Origin of the sequence: Desulfosporosinus sp., from assembly GCF_014237355.1 — a bacterium.
Lineage (GTDB): Bacteria > Bacillota > Desulfitobacteriia > Desulfitobacteriales > Desulfitobacteriaceae > Desulfosporosinus.
The window spans coordinates 20,570-37,216 of record NZ_JABZFS010000076.1 but is presented as its reverse complement, the minus strand read 5'-3'; the positions used below and the strand labels follow the sequence as shown (position 1 = coordinate 37,216).

15 protein-coding genes are annotated in these 16,647 nt (G+C 45.5%); all 15 read right to left on the bottom strand.

The window, feature by feature from the left end:
• Positions 1-118: 118 nt before the first annotated feature.
• On the bottom strand, positions 119-1,180 hold the full coding sequence (gene ftsZ / locus HGJ98_RS16925; protein WP_291352869.1) for a cell division protein FtsZ: 1,062 nt from the start codon (positions 1,178-1,180) through the stop codon (positions 119-121).
• Between the two features lie 250 nt (positions 1,181-1,430).
• Entirely contained in the window at positions 1,431-1,760 is a 330-nt protein-coding gene (locus HGJ98_RS16920) for a small basic family protein (protein WP_291352868.1), read from the bottom strand.
• A gap of 20 nt (positions 1,761-1,780) precedes the next feature.
• On the bottom strand, positions 1,781-2,506 hold the full coding sequence (locus HGJ98_RS16915) for an FtsQ-type POTRA domain-containing protein (protein ID WP_291352867.1): 726 nt from the start codon (positions 2,504-2,506) through the stop codon (positions 1,781-1,783).
• 141 nt (positions 2,507-2,647) lie between these two features.
• A complete protein-coding gene (gene murA, locus HGJ98_RS16910) occupies positions 2,648-3,928 on the bottom strand; it encodes a UDP-N-acetylglucosamine 1-carboxyvinyltransferase (protein ID WP_291352866.1) in 1,281 nt (426 codons plus the stop codon).
• Between the two features lie 14 nt (positions 3,929-3,942).
• On the bottom strand, positions 3,943-4,836 hold the full coding sequence (murB, locus tag HGJ98_RS16905) for a UDP-N-acetylmuramate dehydrogenase (RefSeq protein WP_291352865.1): 894 nt from the start codon (positions 4,834-4,836) through the stop codon (positions 3,943-3,945).
• Entirely contained in the window at positions 4,751-5,626 is an 876-nt protein-coding gene (locus HGJ98_RS16900; protein ID WP_291352864.1) for a hypothetical protein, read from the bottom strand. Before HGJ98_RS16900 ends, murB begins: the two co-directional genes overlap by 86 nt.
• Positions 5,627-5,838: 212 nt before the next feature.
• On the bottom strand, positions 5,839-6,948 hold the full coding sequence (murG, locus tag HGJ98_RS16895) for an undecaprenyldiphospho-muramoylpentapeptide beta-N-acetylglucosaminyltransferase (RefSeq protein ID WP_291352863.1): 1,110 nt from the start codon (positions 6,946-6,948) through the stop codon (positions 5,839-5,841).
• 61 nt (positions 6,949-7,009) lie between these two features.
• Positions 7,010-8,104, bottom strand: coding sequence for a stage V sporulation protein E (gene spoVE, locus HGJ98_RS16890; RefSeq protein WP_291352862.1), 1,095 nt, complete (start codon positions 8,102-8,104; stop codon positions 7,010-7,012).
• A 14-nt stretch (positions 8,105-8,118) separates the two neighbouring features.
• Positions 8,119-9,495: a UDP-N-acetylmuramoyl-L-alanine--D-glutamate ligase gene (gene murD / locus HGJ98_RS16885; protein ID WP_291352861.1), complete on the bottom strand. Its 1,377-nt coding sequence runs from the start codon at positions 9,493-9,495 to the stop codon at positions 8,119-8,121.
• Positions 9,496-9,545: 50 nt separating this feature from the next.
• Positions 9,546-9,893: a PAS domain-containing protein gene (locus HGJ98_RS16880; protein ID WP_291352860.1), complete on the bottom strand. Its 348-nt coding sequence runs from the start codon at positions 9,891-9,893 to the stop codon at positions 9,546-9,548.
• A gap of 127 nt (positions 9,894-10,020) precedes the next feature.
• Positions 10,021-11,022, bottom strand: coding sequence for a phospho-N-acetylmuramoyl-pentapeptide-transferase (gene mraY / locus HGJ98_RS16875; RefSeq protein WP_291352859.1), 1,002 nt, complete (start codon positions 11,020-11,022; stop codon positions 10,021-10,023).
• A 15-nt stretch (positions 11,023-11,037) separates the two neighbouring features.
• Positions 11,038-12,459, bottom strand: coding sequence for a UDP-N-acetylmuramoyl-tripeptide--D-alanyl-D-alanine ligase (murF, locus tag HGJ98_RS16870; RefSeq protein ID WP_291352858.1), 1,422 nt, complete (start codon positions 12,457-12,459; stop codon positions 11,038-11,040).
• The gene (locus HGJ98_RS16865; protein ID WP_291353123.1) at positions 12,440-13,927 is read right to left on the bottom strand and encodes a UDP-N-acetylmuramoyl-L-alanyl-D-glutamate--2,6-diaminopimelate ligase; all 1,488 of its coding nucleotides are present in this window, start codon (positions 13,925-13,927) and stop codon (positions 12,440-12,442) included. Before HGJ98_RS16865 ends, murF begins: the two co-directional genes overlap by 20 nt.
• Before the next feature lie 103 nt (positions 13,928-14,030).
• Positions 14,031-16,085: a penicillin-binding transpeptidase domain-containing protein gene (locus tag HGJ98_RS16860; protein WP_291352857.1), complete on the bottom strand. Its 2,055-nt coding sequence runs from the start codon at positions 16,083-16,085 to the stop codon at positions 14,031-14,033.
• A 53-nt stretch (positions 16,086-16,138) separates the two neighbouring features.
• Positions 16,139-16,621 (bottom strand): septum formation initiator, encoded by a 483-nt coding sequence (locus HGJ98_RS16855; RefSeq protein ID WP_291352856.1) that lies wholly within the window; start codon positions 16,619-16,621, stop codon positions 16,139-16,141.
• Positions 16,622-16,647 lie beyond the last annotated feature (26 nt).

The window sequence follows — 16,647 nt, the reverse complement described above, 5'->3', positions numbered from 1 at the left end:
GAGACATACCTTTGTCTGCCACATAAAAACGAGATGCAATTATGAAAAAGCGTTATGTCGTAAAAATTTAACGCATATTACAAATAATTGCATCTCGTTATATTACTTACTAGTTTCTTTAACGTCTGCGTCTAAGAAACTCCGGAATATCCAGATCCCCTTCTTTGGGTACTGTCTTAATAATATTCTCCTGAACTTTTCCAGGGGCAGCTCCAAAGCCAGCCCACTGCTGGTCAAATCCGGTGGCTATCACTGTGACTCTGATCTCATCTTTTAGATCCTCGTCGATTACCGCACCAAAAATAATATTAGCTTCAGGATCTGCTGCTTCCTCAATGATTCCCGCAGCTTCGTTTACTTCAAAGAGAGTTAAATTACTTCCTCCAGTAATATTAAGCAATACGCCCTTAGCTCCTTCAATCGAGGTTTCCAGTAACGGACTAGAGATTGCTTTCCTAGCTGCATCTGCTGCACGATTTTCTCCAGTTGCCTGACCAATACCCATTAAGGCTGATCCAGTATTTGACATAATTGTCTTGACATCAGCAAAATCTAAATTTATTAAGCCAGGAACTGAAATTAAATCTGAGATACCTTGTACCCCTTGTCGAAGGACATCATCTGCAATTCGAAAAGCTTCATGGATAGTAGTATGCTTGTCCACTACTTGCAACAAACGATCATTTGGAATTGTGATCAGAGTGTCCACTTTGCTTTTGAGTTCGGCAATCCCTTTTTCCGCCTGCATAGCTCGTTTACGCCCTTCAAAAGTAAAGGGACGAGTAACTACACCGACGGTTAATGCTCCCATTTCTTTGGCCACTTCTGCAACGACTGGGGCCGCACCAGTACCAGTTCCGCCTCCCATTCCTGCAGTTACAAAGACCATGTCCGCTCCCTTTAAGGCTTTAGCGAGTTCTTCACGGCTTTCTTCCGCTGCTTTAGCACCAATTTCCGGGTTTGCTCCTGCCCCAAGTCCTTTGGTCAACTTTATCCCTATTTGAACTTTCTCACCTGCACGGGAGAGCTGTAAAGCCTGGGAATCTGTATTTACCGTAACAAAATCTACTCCTTGTAAACCAGCGCTAATCATGCGATTAACCGCATTGTTTCCACCACCACCAACACCAATAACCTTAATCTCTGCAAATTGGTTTAAGTCTGTATCAAATTCCAGCATTTAGGCTTTGACCCCCTCGCTCATTCTTACCTGCAATATCCTTAAAAACACAGGTTATAACAAATATTCACTTGTGCTGTCCAACGCCCAAGTGTGTCGTTGAACATGCATAAACATTTAAAACTCTACCCACTTAAATGCACACAACATTACAAATTCTATGTCCTTATGCATTAACCCTTTTTTTTAGAGATAAAAATTTCTGTAAAGTAATGACAAATTGATAACAAGAAAATCAAGACCGTTCAATCTACTTTTTAATGAGGTGCCGACGTATACTCCCCAAGTTTTGAAATATACGCACGCCAAACGCGACCACAGCTGCCAGGTACAAATCAACGCCAATACGATCACCAACGTAGGCCAACAAGGCAGCCAGAAGCATATTGCTGAAGAAACCAGTCAAAAACACGGTGCTGTCGAAATGATCCTCTTGAGCAGAACGTATCCCCCCCAAAACAGAGTCTAATGCTGCGAGAATTCCAACAGATAAGTATTTGGCGTATTCAATAGGAACTGAAAACGGGCTGACATACCCAATCGCCAATCCCAAAACCAAGCCTAATAACGGTAACCACATAAACCTAAAATCCTCCTACCTTAGCGGCCAATTACTGGCTTAGCCGCCGTGAAATCAATATAGCGTACCCCTTGTTGAATCGACGTATACCCTTCATCAATTATGAGCTGATAGAGGGCATTTAATTTATCGATCCAGTCATTAGCTTGTCCTAGTCGGACTTCCACACCACTCGTCAGAAATAAAGTAATCTGTTCTACCGCATTTACGTGCACTTCTCCAATCTGAGCAACCAATTGGGGTGGAGCTTGTCCCAGCAAACGAAGTGCTGCGGCAAGAAGAGGACTCTCAAGATTTTGTCCCGGTCCTACTGTATCCGGGAGTTCGATTCCGCTAATAACGGGGTAATTATTTTTGGGCCAACTCTCCAAACGCCTTAGAAAGGTCCCTTCCGCATCGACTTCCAAGATCCCCTTTGGGACGACTACCAAGGCTGCCGGAGTTCTCTCCTTCACCTGAATAACGAGTGTCTGAGGAAGGTTTCTCTGGAATTGCACACTATGTATAAGTGGGTGTAAGGAAATTTTATATTCAAGGGCCTTGCGATCAAAGAGCAACAAGTTTTGTCCCTGAATTCCGTCGGATAGTTTTAGGATTTCATTTTCTGAGATTAGACTAAGCCCCTGAACCTTAACATTCTGAATAGCAAAAGCATTCGAGCGCAAAAAGAGCGCCAAGCCCAGGGATAGCAGAATCGTTAAAACTGAGACATAAAAAAAGGACGTATTCATTTTCTTGGGTTCCATTGTGGCGTTTTCCTCCTTCTCCCAAGTATAACGAATACAGTCCTATTCTGTACATGCCTTTTTTGAAATTTTTAAAAATAAAATTTAAATTAATAAGCATCTATTCGTATAATTCTCTAAAACCAAATTCAAGGTTGAAGTTTAATGTGTCTCACTTTTACCTTTGTTTGAAACACGCAGTAGTTTTGCTCCCAATTGACAATATTTTTCTTCTAATTTCTCATATCCACGATCTATATAATCTACCTTTTCGAGTACGGTTGCTTCTTCTGCAGCTAAGGCTGCTAGGAAAAGCGCTGCCCCGGCCCGAAGATCTGTCGCCTCCACAAAAGCGCCTTCAAGGGTTTCTACTCCGCGAATGATCGCGGTTCTTCCTTCAACGGTAATCTGGGCTCCCATGCGACGCAGCTCATCGACATGTTGATATCGGTTTTCAAAGATCGTTTCGGTTATAATACTAGTTCCTTCTGCGCCAGAAAGCATAGCCATAAACTGTGGCTGCATATCTGTTGGAAATCCAGGGTAAGGCATAGTCTTAATATCTACCCCTCGAATCCCTCCTCCTTGCTGCACACGAATTGAATCATCTAAGAGGGTTATAGATGCCCCAGCCTGCCTTAACTTAGCTATTACTGGTTCTAAATGTTCAGGGACAACATTTTCAATAACCACATCCCCTTTAGTCATAACTGCTGCAATCATATGCGTACCTGCTTCAATTCGATCAGGTATCACAGTGTGTTCAGCAGGATGGAGTGCGTCTACCCCGTCGATTCTTAAGACATCCATTCCTGCCCCCCGTACTTTTGCTCCCATTTTGTTCAAGAAATTCTGCAGATCGACAATTTCCGGTTCACGGGCTGCATTTCGGATGACCGTAGTCCCTTGGGCTAAAACTGCAGCCATCATAATGTTTTCCGTGGCTCCTACGCTCGGGACATCTAAGTAGACATCCGCTCCCCTAAGCTGGTCCGCCCTAGCTTCAATATAGCCATGCTTTTCCTTAACCTTTACGCCAAGAAGTTGCAGCCCTTTGATGTGTTGATCCATCGGACGTGAACCAATGGCACACCCACCCGGTCGAGAAATCTTTACTCGTCCATACCGGGCTAGTAAAGGACCTAAAATAAGATTGGAAGCTCGCATTTGCCGCATAAGTGCTTCATCAACTTCACAAGATTCTAATCCGCCTGCATTAATAAGCATTGCCTCATTTTGACGCACTACCTTACAGCCAAGATGCTCAAGCACCTCAATCATATGTTTAATATCTGCTAACTCTGGGATTTCTAACAAGCTGGATGTCCCTTCAGCTAAAAGAGTTGCTGCCAGTAAGGGAAGGGAAGAATTCTTTGCCCCGCTTACCCGAATACTTCCTTCCAACCGCTGTTTTCCGGTAATAACATAGCGATCCATCGTCATATTCTTTCCCCCATTCACGCTCCACGATTTCCAGTTAAGATACTCTCTACCTCTGTTTGCAATGTAATTCCATATTTTATTTGTACATCCAATACAATGGCTTCTATCAAGGCGAGTACATCTTTAGACTTGGCCCTTCCCGTATTCACGATGAAATTAGCATGTTTCTCTGAGACTTTTGCACCGCCAATGGTCTTACCTTTCCAACCAGCGGCCTCAATCAATCGTCCTGCAGAATCTCCAGGAGGATTACGAAAAACACTGCCTGCATTAGGCTCCTCAAGTGGTTGATTAGCCGTACGTTTAGTTAAGTTTTCTTTCATGTGGTGTAAAATCTGCTCACGATTTCCTGGAGAAAACATAAGCTGAGCCTCCAAGACCCACGCTTTACCGCGCAAAGAGCAGTGCCTATAGGCAAACTCGAACTGTGATCTCTCTAATTTCCTAATACTTCCGTCCGCCCAAAGCGTGGAAATACCGAGAATACGAGAAGCCATTTCACCACCATGGGCACCAGCATTCATCATGATTGCCCCCCCAACCGACCCAGGGATGCCCCGGGCAAACTCTAGGCCGCTCCAGCCACGTTCTCCTGCTTCTTGGGCTAAACGAGCTAATGTATACCCAGCTTCAACTCGAACTGTGTAATCCCCCCAGCTAATTCCGCGTAGGGAAGTAGTCACTAAGGTTATTCCGGGCAGTCCTTCATCTGGAAAGAGAACATTAGACCCCCGACCGATGAGCCGCACGGGAATTTCTGCCTCTTGGGCATTCTTCCATACACTTGACAAGTCTTCTACAGTTTCAGGCCAATAAACAGCCTCAGCGGGCCCACCAATCCTCCACGTGCTCAATAGATTCAGAGGATAATTCTTCTCGACACGCCCCGGCATTCCATCCAAAATCATGACTATTCCACCTCAAGTTATTTACCATTGTTATGTTCTTCCAAATAGAGCTTAAAGCTAGCCTTATGTCTAACCAGGAAACACCTAAATCTATACACTTAGCTATGCATTGAGCAGCCATTTCTTCTTGGTTCAATTCTGGCCAACGTGGCAAGTGACCTATGAATTTTTGACCATCCTTCGAACGATAAAAGTCAATCCGAGTATCACGAACCACCCACGAGGTCCTTTCCTCCTCTTTGTTCCCTATCGTTCCTCTTCCCAAAGTGCTTTTCTCCATAAGCCCTACTAGCCAGGACTCTGGAATCAGCCAATGTAGTCCTTGCCTCCGCTCACATTCCCATCGTCCATCGGCTCTTGGCCAGAGTATCGTTGGTTCAAACCCAGCTTCTTTTAAGATATGCCCTAACAAGGGGCGCTCGTTAAAAAGAACTGTCGGTTCTGAAACCCATAAAATTAGTTCATCCTCCAAAATATTATGTATTAACGATTGAACAGATTGTTGTTTTATCCCTTGTTCAAGTATGGTATCTCGCCAGGAATCATCGTTCTGCTTCTTAGGCCAGTATACCAATTCGGTTACGGGGCTGAATTGATCGGAATCAGATATGGAAGCAGCATCAAACGGCTTCTCCATCCACCGTTCCGAAAATTCATGGCTTAAATTCTCCGTAATCGGCTCAACCTCGGTAAATTCAAGCTGATTCCCCTTCAATATAGCCCGAACTCCACCAATTCCTGGAGCCGCAGCAGAAGCAACCAGTTGTATTTTTCGCCTTGGCCACACCATGCTCACTCCTTTCCTTTGTTCCTGCCATATGCTATGCATAGGAGCGAAAAGGTGTGAACATAATCGTGGTTCGATATTCGATATTCGTGGTTCGAACGCGAATAACCGAATACATTTCTATGCAAAGTAGTCGATAATCAATGTTTAAAGCCATTGGGCTGAGCCAAGGAGAGGGGAGTTTCGTACCACGAACCACGAATATCGAACCACGATCACCGCCAAGCGGTCTCTAGACATAGATCTACGATTCTATTTAAAGCATTTGGCTGAGCCAAGCTACGGGCAGCCGATCCCATTTTAGCTAGACGTGTTGGTTCAGAAATAAGTTTATCAACGTCTTTCCATAGCCGTTCACCATCACATTCCGAGTCTAAGATAAGTTGAGCTGCGCCAGCTTGGGCTAGTGCCTGAGCATTATGTTCTTGATGATTTTCCGCTGCGTAAGGATATGGAATTAGCACGCTGGGAATTCCGGCAACCATCAGTTCAGCCAGGGAAGTTGCCCCAGCCCTGCCGACATATAGGTCTGTGCAGGCTAAAGCCTCCGGCATGTCCTTCAGATATTCCAGGACACGCCACTGAGGACGCTGCCAAGAAATACCCCTTTTCTTTAATTCCTCAATGGTTTCTGGGTAGGTCATAGTTCCAGTTGCCCAAATCACTTGAATATCCGAACGCTGAGCAAGATGTTCTAAGACATTGATCATAGCTTGATTTAAGGTGCGTGCTCCACGGCTCCCACCCGTTACTAATAAGGTTAAACGGTCCGGTCGTAATCCAAAGTGCTTCGCTCCAGCTACACGTCTTATTTGTCCAATTTCCTGACGAACTGGAAGCCCCACCAATTCCAGCTTATTTTTAACACCAAAATGCGCTATACTCTCGGGAAAGGTAACCATTACTCGGCGCACAACCCGTGCCAAAATTCGATTTGTAATACCCGGTAAAGCATTCTGCTCATGGAGCAGGGTTGGAATATTGAATAAAGAAGCGGTTAATACAACAGGACCAGACACATATCCTCCCGTTCCCACGACAAGGTCTGGATGAAATTCACGCAAAATCCTCTTTGTTTCCCACAGAGCCTTGAAACTTTTGCCGATAACTTTTATTGCTTCCACACTTAACTTGCGGGGAAGTCCTTGTCCCGAAATACCTTTAAAAGCTGTTCCTGCCTCCGGAACCAACCGGGCTTCCATTCCATCTTGAATTCCCACGTAGAGAATTTCAATCTCAGCATCACGCGCCAATAACCCTTTGGCGATGGCTAAAGCCGGATAAATATGTCCACCTGTTCCACCACCGGTCAAAATTACACGCACCATCAAAACCCCCTAAAGCCCTTAAAGCACACCTCGTACCTCGTACCTCGTACTTCGATTTTCACCTTACTTCCCTAGAAATATTTAGCAGCACCCCAACTCCCACCATGGTAAAAACAAGGGATGTTCCTCCATAACTTATAAACGGCAAGGTGATTCCCGTAACCGGCAACACCCCGCTGACGACGCCCATATTGATCATTGCCTGAACAGATACCATGGCAGTTATGCCAACAGCAAGAAAGCCCATAAACGCGTCGGGAGCCCTCATTGCCACTCGAAATCCTCGCCAAGCGAAAAGGAAGAAGATTAAGACAACCAAAGAAGCACCCACAAAACCAAGTTCCTCTCCAATCATAGCGAAGATAAAATCCGTATGGTTTTCCGGCAAATATAAAAACTTCTGCCGACTTTGCCCTAAGCCCAAGCCAAATAATCCACCAGGGCCTAAGGCCAAAAGAGCTTGAATCGTCTGATACCCATTTCCTAAGGGGTCAGCCCAGGGATCCAAAAAGGCGAAGATACGCCGCATTCGGTAGGGGGCAGCCGCTATAGCAGCTACTACCAGACCTAATCCAGTCCCGCCTAAGGCCAGAATATGCCCAGTCTTGGCCCCAGCCGCAATCAACATAAAGAACGTGGTCGCCGCTATTACCAGGGTCGTACCCAGATCGGGCTGGAGCATAATCAACCCTGCGATCATCCCCATTAAACCGAGAATGGGCAGAACCCCTTTGCGAAAGGATTCAATCTTATGAGGATTAAGAGCAAGCAGATGAGACATCATCAACACCATTGAGAGTTTTATCACTTCCGAAGGCTGAATCGATAATGGCCCAAGTCCAATCCAGCGGTCAGCGCCATTTACTCTTCGCCCAATTCCTGGTATCTTGACCGCAATTAGTAAGACAATCGCTATAATAAGAGCCGGCTTGGCAAATTTACGCACCCAGCGTAAATCGACCACCATGCTTATAAACATCGCTATTAGTCCCATCGTAACCCAGAGTATCTCCATCTTGAGATAATGATAGGGGTCATCGTACTGTATGTAACCCCTTACAGCACTTGAGCTATAAACCATAACAAACCCTATCGCTAACAGAGCCATAATCGCCCCGAGCAAGACTAAATCTGGCCGATGGTACTTTCGCATATATAGATCCCCCTTTATTGTTGAATGGGTTCCCTATAATGCCTACGCACTAACTCCTTAAACAATTCCCCTCTTTGCTCATAATTCTTAAACATATCCCAACTTGTACAAGCTGGGGATAGTAAAACCACATCCCCGGGTATCGCTTGAGAGATCGCTTTATTGACAGCTTCCTCGAAGGTTGTCACTTTGACGATCCTCTGAACTCCTTCATCCTTGGCAGCTTGCTCCATTTCCTCCGCCGCCTGCCCTACCAGCACTAGACTCTTAACCTTTCTCTGGACAACCTTCATAAACTCATGAAAATCCAGACCTTTGTTTTTGCCTCCAGCGATTAAGACCAAGGGTTCATCGAAGGCCAACAACGCTTTGGTAGCAGCATCTGTATTTGTCCCTTTAGAGTCATTCACGAAGAGTATTCCTTCAAAGCTGCCTACGACTTCTTGCCGATGCTCAACCCCTTTGAATCGAGCAAGACCTTCAGAAATCTCAGTCCAGGAAAGACCAAAGGCTCTCGCAGCTGCAGCCGCAGCCATAACATTCTCTAAATTATGGGAACCCCGTAGTTGGAGATTCTTCCGTGAAATAATCGGAATCATCGTCCTTTTTTCTTTTTCAGCATAGACGATATCGTCGTGCCAAAGACTGATTCCATCCTGCAAAAAGGTTGTCGGGCTAAAATAGATCACTCGGCTTTTTAGTTTATTACCTAGGTCTCGGACTAAAGGGTCATCCCAATTTAAGATCGCTAAATCCGTGGGAGCTTGATTCTTAAAGATTTGGGCTTTGGCCTCCAAGTAGTTTTCCAGAGTTCCATGCCTGTCCAAATGATCTGGTGTCAGATTAAGTAAAACCCCGATATGAACTCGTAATTCATCGACAAATTCTAACTGAAAACTAGAAAGTTCAGCAACAACAATACTGTTATCTCCCAGGTCATTCGCTTGACTACTTAAGGCCACTCCGATATTACCAGCGACGATAGTCGCTCGTCCCGTCTGCTTAGCTAACTCACCAATTAGAGTTGTGGTTGTCGTTTTTCCATTAGTACCGGTAACCCCGACACAAAGCGCAGGACAATCATGCATAGCAAGCTCGACTTCGCTCCACACAGTCACTTGTTTGGCAATTCCCTCCTGGACCAAGGAGAGCGTAGGTGACACCCCTGGAGACAAAATAATCAGTTCAGGATTGATTCCTGCAAATTCAGGTACTTGACCTAATAACAAATGCTCAGGATCAAGTCCTATCTCCTCTACACCTGGAAGCTTCTCCACCGACTGACTATCCGTCAGAAAAACCTCTGCCCCCAAACCCTTTAGTTTGCGAACTGCTGCCTGGCCGCTTAGCCCCGCACCAATTACCAGAACGCGTTTATTCAACCATTCCACACCACATACCCTCCGTTTCCGAGTCATTATATTGCTGTTCTAGTCGAAAATTACTTCTGCAAATTCAACTCGAACCTTTCAAAATATCCGATTAACTCTCCATTCTCATCCCTTACCGGCACAATATATATTCGTTCATTTCTAGGACTAACTTTTAGAAAGACCTCATTGGCATGGTTTTTGAGTTGTTCGACAACGGATTTTATCATTTCCTCCGATTTAGGATTTAGATGACAATCAAAAATTGATTTTCCAATTAAATCTCGATAACCACGCTCTTGATAATAATGATATTGTGCCCGTTTGTTAAGGTATCTAATAACATGGTCACAATCGACAAATGCAATAGGGTATGGGTATGAATCCAAGATATACGATAACATTTTTTCTCTATCCACAAAAATTCCTCCTAAGTGAGTTTAGATCTATTGGGTCTTTGAAAGCAAGGGGACATTGCACGTTCACACACGTTCCCTTCACTTGCGCGTTAGATGTTGAAGCTATTACGCCAACCTCTGGGCTGTTTTACCCCAGGGTCGGCATATAACCAATGATCCCGAGAATGGCACAAATCAAAGCAACAGACCAAAAAACGATGACCACTTTCCACTCACTCCAACCCACAAGTTCAAAGTGATGGTGAAGTGGACTCATCCGGAAAATCCGTTTTCCCGTCGTTTGGAACGAAATAACCTGCAGAATGACAGAGAGGGCCTCTGCTGCAAATAATCCACCGATAACTATAAAAACAAATTCACTCTTAGTTAGGACAGCCAAACTAGCTAAAGCTCCCCCTAAGGCCAGGGATCCCGTATCACCCATAAAGATTCGTGCAGGGTAGGTATTAAAGCGCAAAAATCCTAAAGTACCCCCTACTAAGGCAGCCGCAAACACCGCCATATCCGTTTCGTGGGCTAGAACAGCAACCCCATGGATTGCAGCCAGTAGGGCAATTACAACATAAGCAGCACCGGCGAACATGGTGCTTCCTGCCGCCAAGCCGTCTAGACCATCTGTGAGATTAACTGCATTGGTCATTAACACTATAACCAAAGAAATTATTACATAGTAAAACCAACCTAATTCCAGGTGGATGGATGTGAAAGGAATCGCAAGATCTGTCCCCCTTCCCAACCAATGAACGGAAATCCACATTAGAATAAACGCCAAGCCAAACTGACCTATAAGTTTCTGGTAAGCCCGAAGCCCCAAGGAGCGATGCATTACGACTTTAATAAAATCATCGATAAATCCTATTATCCCATATCCTAGTGTAATACCCACCAAGGTCACCATTTCCAGGGAAGTGGGTTGTTCTGCTGTAATCAAAGAACTGACAATAATTCCAACAAGAAAAATAATTCCACCCATCGTAGGGGTTCCGGCCTTTTTTAGGTGTCTTTTAGGGCCATCGTCCCGTACATTTTGACCGAACTTAAGAATTCTTAAGACCGGTATCAAAAAGGGGCCCAAGACCAACGTAATAATCAGGGCTAATCCTGCCGCCAAGACCAAACGCTCAGACATGTGCTATTCCATCCTTTACTCTGAACTTTCCAGTTCTGCCGTAATTTTTTCCATCCGCATACCCCTTGAACCTTTTATAAGAATCCATGTTCCCGGACCTAACCTACTTAGAAGATCCAGGGCTTTTTGACTTGCTTCCTCAAGTGAACCCGTCACGGTAATCTGATCTTCAGCATATCCAGCCAGCCGTGCCCCTTGCGCGATCTCTTCTGCCAGTTTCCCCACAGTTATTAATCCACTTATACCCAGCCCTGCGAGGGTTCGACCGACTTCCTGATGCCCTGATTCTGCAGAGCTGCCAAGTTCGTACATCTCCCCTAAAATTGCGAGGGTCTTATTCCCAGCGGCGCGCTCTTTAAGGACATTCAAGGAAGCCTGCATTGAAACTGGATTGGCGTTATAGACATCGTTGATAAGGATGGTTCCCAGAACTCCTTGCCGAATTTCTAACCTCATCTTAGATAATTCCAGCTCACTAAGCCCTTTACACCCTATATCCAGAGGAACTCCAAACATCGTACCCACAGCTAAGGCTGCTAAGGCATCCAGCACGTTATGAGTACCAGGCAAAGGCAGATTTGCTGTCGCTTTTTCATCCTGAAAGTTTACCACAAAGGACGTCCCTAACTCGCCCCAAGGCCGTGGTTGAACCCCTCTGATGTGAGGGGTTGCAAAAGCGCCTTCAAGACCATAATAACAGATTGAATGGGAGTCTTTGATTGCTTTTTGAACTGAGAAGAAATCCTCGGCATTGATAATAGCCTTTCCCTCATCAGGCAGTGCCTCGACAAGTTCCCACTTGGCCTGAGCAATCCGCTCTTGGGTAAGTAATAACTCCAAATGGGTGGTGCCGATATTAGTAATCACCCCAAGATCCGGTTTTGCTATCTCACATAAAGCACTGATTTCCCCCAAACCGCGCATACCCATCTCCAGAATCAATATCTCTGTGCCCAACGGTGCATTAAGAATTGTCATCGGCAACCCTAATTCATTATTATGATTTTCTTTATTCCGGTGAACTTGGAAGGTTTGCGACAAGACCGCATAAATCATATCCTTGGTAGTCGTTTTTCCGTTGCTCCCAGTGACACCAACCACCTTGGCCTTTAATTTTATACGCCAGCACTTAGCCAATTCTTGGAGGGCTGTAACGACAGATTTTACAAGCAAAAGTGCTTTCCCAGCTGGAATGTTAGGCTTCTCTTTCATTTCCCGATAACGAGCTTCATCCGCAATTGCGAGCACTGCTCCATTTTTCCAAGCAGCCTCAATATAATTATGCCCATCCACTTGTTCCCCTGGTAAAGCAAAAAACATTTCTCCGCCCCTAGCCTGGCGGCTGTCTATAATACATCCTTGAACCTCTAAGCCTCCGTCCCCAAGCAAGGTCCCCTTAGCGACTTGAGTAACTACCTCAACGGTCCATTTGCCCATATCCCAGCCCCCTTAATGCTTCACGTGCTACCTCTCGATCATCAAAGGGATGAACCTCCGTGCCAAAGATCTGATAGGTTTCATGTCCTTTCCCGGCGATGAGGATCGTATCTCCAGGTTTAGCCTGTTGACAAGCCCTCCCTATTGCTTCACGTCGATCTGCTAAGGCAATATAGTCCACACCTGAAACGCCTGTTAGAATTTCCTTGATAATTTGATCTGGATCTTCAGTACGGGGATTATCCGACGTCACGAAGAGAAAATCACTTCCCCGTGCCGCAACCTCTCCCATCAAGGGTCGTTTCGTCCGATCTCGGTCTCCTCCACATCCAAAGACCGTTATTAGTCTTCCTTTCGTAAAGTCCCGAGCGGTTCGCACCACATTCTCCAACCCATCAGGGGTATGTGCGTAATCCACAATAACTTGGAAAGGCTGACCAAGCCGAACACTTTCAAAGCGTCCCGGTACACCGGATATTTCTGCCAAAGCTTCTGCAACCGTCGCTGGCAAATATCCTCGTTCAACTCCCCAAGCAAAGGCAGCCAAGGCGTTATAGACACTAAAATAGCCTGGGGTAGCATACCAAATATCTTGGATTATCTCACCATAGCGAACCTGAAACCGCACTCCCTCTGTGGTAACTTCGACATTTTCCGCACGGTAATCCACGTTATTATGGATACCGTAACTGACAACTGGGGCAATTGACGCCTTGCTCAATTCTCTAAATGCAGGATCATCCCCATTTAAAATACTGATCTTAGGTTGTTTACTTCCCTTTAAATTTGCAAATAAAAGAGATTTTGCGTAAAGATAGTCCTCCATTGTCTTATGATAATCTAAGTGATCTTGTGTCAAATTAGTAAAAATACCCACATCAAATTCACACCCAGTAACCCTTCCTAGGGACAAGGCGTGAGAGGACACCTCCATGACTGCAAGACTCACTCCTTCAGCGACCATTTCACCTAAAAGTTTCTGAACATCTATGGATTCAGGTGTTGTCCGGTCCCCTGGAATTGACCGCCCATCAATTCTAGATCCTAGAGTACCGATCAGACCAACCTTCTTACCATTCTTAATCCCTATTTTCTCAATAAGATAAGTAATCGTTGTCTTGCCATTTGTCCCAGTCACGCCTACCAACTCTAGTTGCTCACTGGGGTTACCGTAAACCATGGCCGCCAATTTTCCCACAACTTGGCGCACATTCGAAACCTTTACCTGAGGAACCTCAATGGGTAAAAACCGCTCTACGACTAAAGCCACAGCTCCAGAAGCCACAGCAGCCGCCGCAAAATCGTGACCATCCACCTGAAAACCCGGGATACAGGCATAAAGATCACCCGGCTGAACAAGCCGTGAATCCATTGACATTCCACGGACAATGACATTACTATCCCCCGTAGAAGCTTGAACCTCGATTCCGCTAATAATGTCTTTTAGTACTATATTGGCTGTTGGCATTCCCCATCTTTCCTTTCGAACGTTTTTGAACACCATTCTATTAACATATTTACCTAAATTTATTATAGACAAATTAACCTTGCAACAGACCTTACACCACGGATTATCGCCCAAGCGGGCTGACTGAAATTGGTAAACGGCCTGTCAAACTACGAATTGCTTCGACATCTTCATCCTCTTCTACCCACCATGGGCCAAGGGTCGGAGTCGATGCATCCGCTCCCAAGTAGAGGAGCACATTCGATTCAGCTTCTACTTGCGCATCCCCATGAGGAATTTGATCTAGAACAATCTCGCCCCGACCCTCCGTCATCGTCTTAAACCCTGCTTCAGCTAAGATTTTTTCTGCCTCTGCTAAAGGAAGCCCCAAAACTGAAGGTACCGTAGCCGCTTTCTTAATGGGCGGGAATTCAAGACCAGGCATAGGTTTCCCAGGGGTTAAGGGTGCCTTAGGATCGGGCTTGACACCTAAATATCTCAAGGAATCCAGCATAACGGTCTGCACAACAGGGCATCCCACAACTCCACCATAAAAGGGTACACCGTCAATTACACACAAAATAGCAAGACGTGGTTTATCCGCAGGAGCAAAGGCTACAAAGGACGCCACATACTCCCCTTGAATATACCCGCCATTTTGAACTTTTTGCGCTGTTCCAGTTTTTCCTGCCACTCTATATCCCGGTAGAAAGGCCCGACGCCCGGTACCATTCGTTACAACAGATTCCAGAACCTCACGTTCTAATTTTGAGGTATCCTCACTGATAATACGCCTGATTTCATCTTTTTTAAAGGGGGTAATGACTCTCCCGCTCGGTCCAACTATTTCCTTTACAAGTTGAGGTTTCATTAACGTCCCACCGTTCGCCACCGCAGAAACCGCAGCCAATAGTTGGATAGGGGTAACGTTATTTGTTTGACCGATGGACATGGTCGCTAAATCTAAGGCTGTAGCCTTTTTCTTATTTGCCAAAATGCCCTTTGCTTCACCAGACATCTCAATTCCCGTCTTCTGTCCAAATCCAAAATCTCGCAGATATTTATAAAACGTATCCATTCCAAGACGCTGTCCCATCTCGATAAAACCTGGATTACAGGAGTTTTCGGCCACTTCAGTAAAGCTTTGATCCCCATGCCCTCCTGCTTTCCAGCAGCGCACATTCTTTCCCAAGACTGTATAAGCGCCTTTATCGAAAAAATGCTCATTAAGCTTAATTTTCTTCTCCTCTATGGCCGCCGCCAAGGTAATAATCTTAAAGGTGGATCCCGGTTCATATCCATTCTGAATAGCAATATTCCGCCGCGTGCTGGGATCCGCTTCCTGATATCGATTAGGATCAAAGGTAGGTGCAGAAGCCAAGGCGAGCATTTCCCCTGTATTTGGATCCATCACCAAAATTGAGGCATTCTTAGGCACCTGCCCGTTCATATTGACTCCTTGACCCGTCATCAGCTTTTGCAACTCACGTTCAGCAAATGCTTGAATATTCTTATCAATGGTCAATCTCACTGTGTTTCCTTGTTTGGGAGCCAAGTACTGGTGTTCTGCCTGAGGCAGGGGAATTCCATTAGCTCCGAATTCTTGGAGAATACTACCGGGAATTCCTTTTAGCTCGGATTCCCTAGTTAACTCTATTCCTTCAAGGCCCTGACTGTCAATTCCTGCATATCCGATGATATGAGCCGCTAAAGTCCCATTGGGATAATATCGTTGGCTATCCTCCGTCGTTCCTATTCCAGGAAACTCTAACGCCCGAACCTGGGCCGCCACCTCTGGGCTAACCCGTTTTTGAACATATTCCAAAGCAGAACGTTTCGTAATACGTGCTTCAATCTCCTGGGCCGGCTTTCCGAGCAAAGGGGACAACGTCGCTGCCATTTCCTTGGCTCGACCAGACTGCCGAACCTCCGCCGGAACCGCGTATACTGTTTCCGTGCTGACGCTCATGGCTAGGACATTTCCCTCACGATCCTCGATATTTCCACGTTTAGGCGCCACTGGCACACCGCGGAAGTGAGAATCATCAGCCTTTTTACGCAAATCTGCTCCTTGACTAAGTTGAACAAAAGCCAATCGAACAATTAGCACAACTAAAAAAATACTAACACACAAAAAAAGAAAAGCGATTCGTTTACGCATGACGACATAAGGACTCACTAGCCCTCACCCCCACCTTTCCGGGGTCTCCGCGTACCCAAAGCGCCTTTCTCTTAACGTTGTGTTGAAGCAAAAAAGCTTGTAAATTTTTGTGAAAACTGTTTAAGTGCAGAGGGTTGAGCCTCTGCGGTTTGAGTTACGGCTTGGGTCAACGGAGCCCCCTCTTGATTTTTGGCCGCAGGCACGACACCTGCCATATACACTTTCCCCGTAGGTTTTTCCATACCCATGGATAGGGCTACACTTTCAATCCGTCCTACTGAACGAAGTTTATCAGCCTCCATTTGGAGAAGATCGTTCCTCGTTTGAATTGCGGCTATTTCAGTTTCTAGAGCTCGTATTTGAGCTCCTTGAACGACTGTCAGATGAATTGTTTCCGCTCCAATTGCACCCGTTAAACCAACGATGACTGCCAACGCCATAATACTTTTAATCTTAGAGTACCCTTTTCCTTTTCTCACGGGTTGAGGATTTCTCTTGGCATGTGTATGAGTTAAAGACTCCTGCCAATCAACTGTTTCCTGCGCCACTACCATGGGTATTCCTCCTCTTATTGCTTTAG

Bases quoted from the DNA above. Each gene is read 5' to 3' on its own strand.
- HGJ98_RS16920 (WP_291352868.1), bottom strand. From the start codon at position 1,760: ATGTGGTTACCGTTATTAGGCTTGGTTTTGGGATTGGCGATTGGGTAT.
- murA (WP_291352866.1), bottom strand. From the start codon at position 3,928: ATGACGATGGATCGCTATGTTATTACCGGAAAACAGCGGTTGGAAGGA.
- murF (WP_291352858.1), bottom strand. From the start codon at position 12,459: ATGGGCAAATGGACCGTTGAGGTAGTTACTCAAGTCGCTAAGGGGACC.
- ftsZ (WP_291352869.1), bottom strand. From the start codon at position 1,180: ATGCTGGAATTTGATACAGACTTAAACCAATTTGCAGAGATTAAGGTT.
- HGJ98_RS16855 (WP_291352856.1), bottom strand. From the start codon at position 16,621: ATGGTAGTGGCGCAGGAAACAGTTGATTGGCAGGAGTCTTTAACTCAT.
- murB (WP_291352865.1), bottom strand. From the start codon at position 4,836: ATGATTTTGGATGGAATGCCGGGGCGTGTCGAGAAGAATTATCCTCTG.
- HGJ98_RS16915 (WP_291352867.1), bottom strand. From the start codon at position 2,506: ATGGAACCCAAGAAAATGAATACGTCCTTTTTTTATGTCTCAGTTTTA.
- mraY (WP_291352859.1), bottom strand. From the start codon at position 11,022: ATGTCTGAGCGTTTGGTCTTGGCGGCAGGATTAGCCCTGATTATTACG.
- HGJ98_RS16900 (WP_291352864.1), bottom strand. From the start codon at position 5,626: ATGGTGTGGCCAAGGCGAAAAATACAACTGGTTGCTTCTGCTGCGGCT.
- spoVE (WP_291352862.1), bottom strand. From the start codon at position 8,104: ATGCGAAAGTACCATCGGCCAGATTTAGTCTTGCTCGGGGCGATTATG.
- HGJ98_RS16865 (WP_291353123.1), bottom strand. From the start codon at position 13,927: ATGCCAACAGCCAATATAGTACTAAAAGACATTATTAGCGGAATCGAG.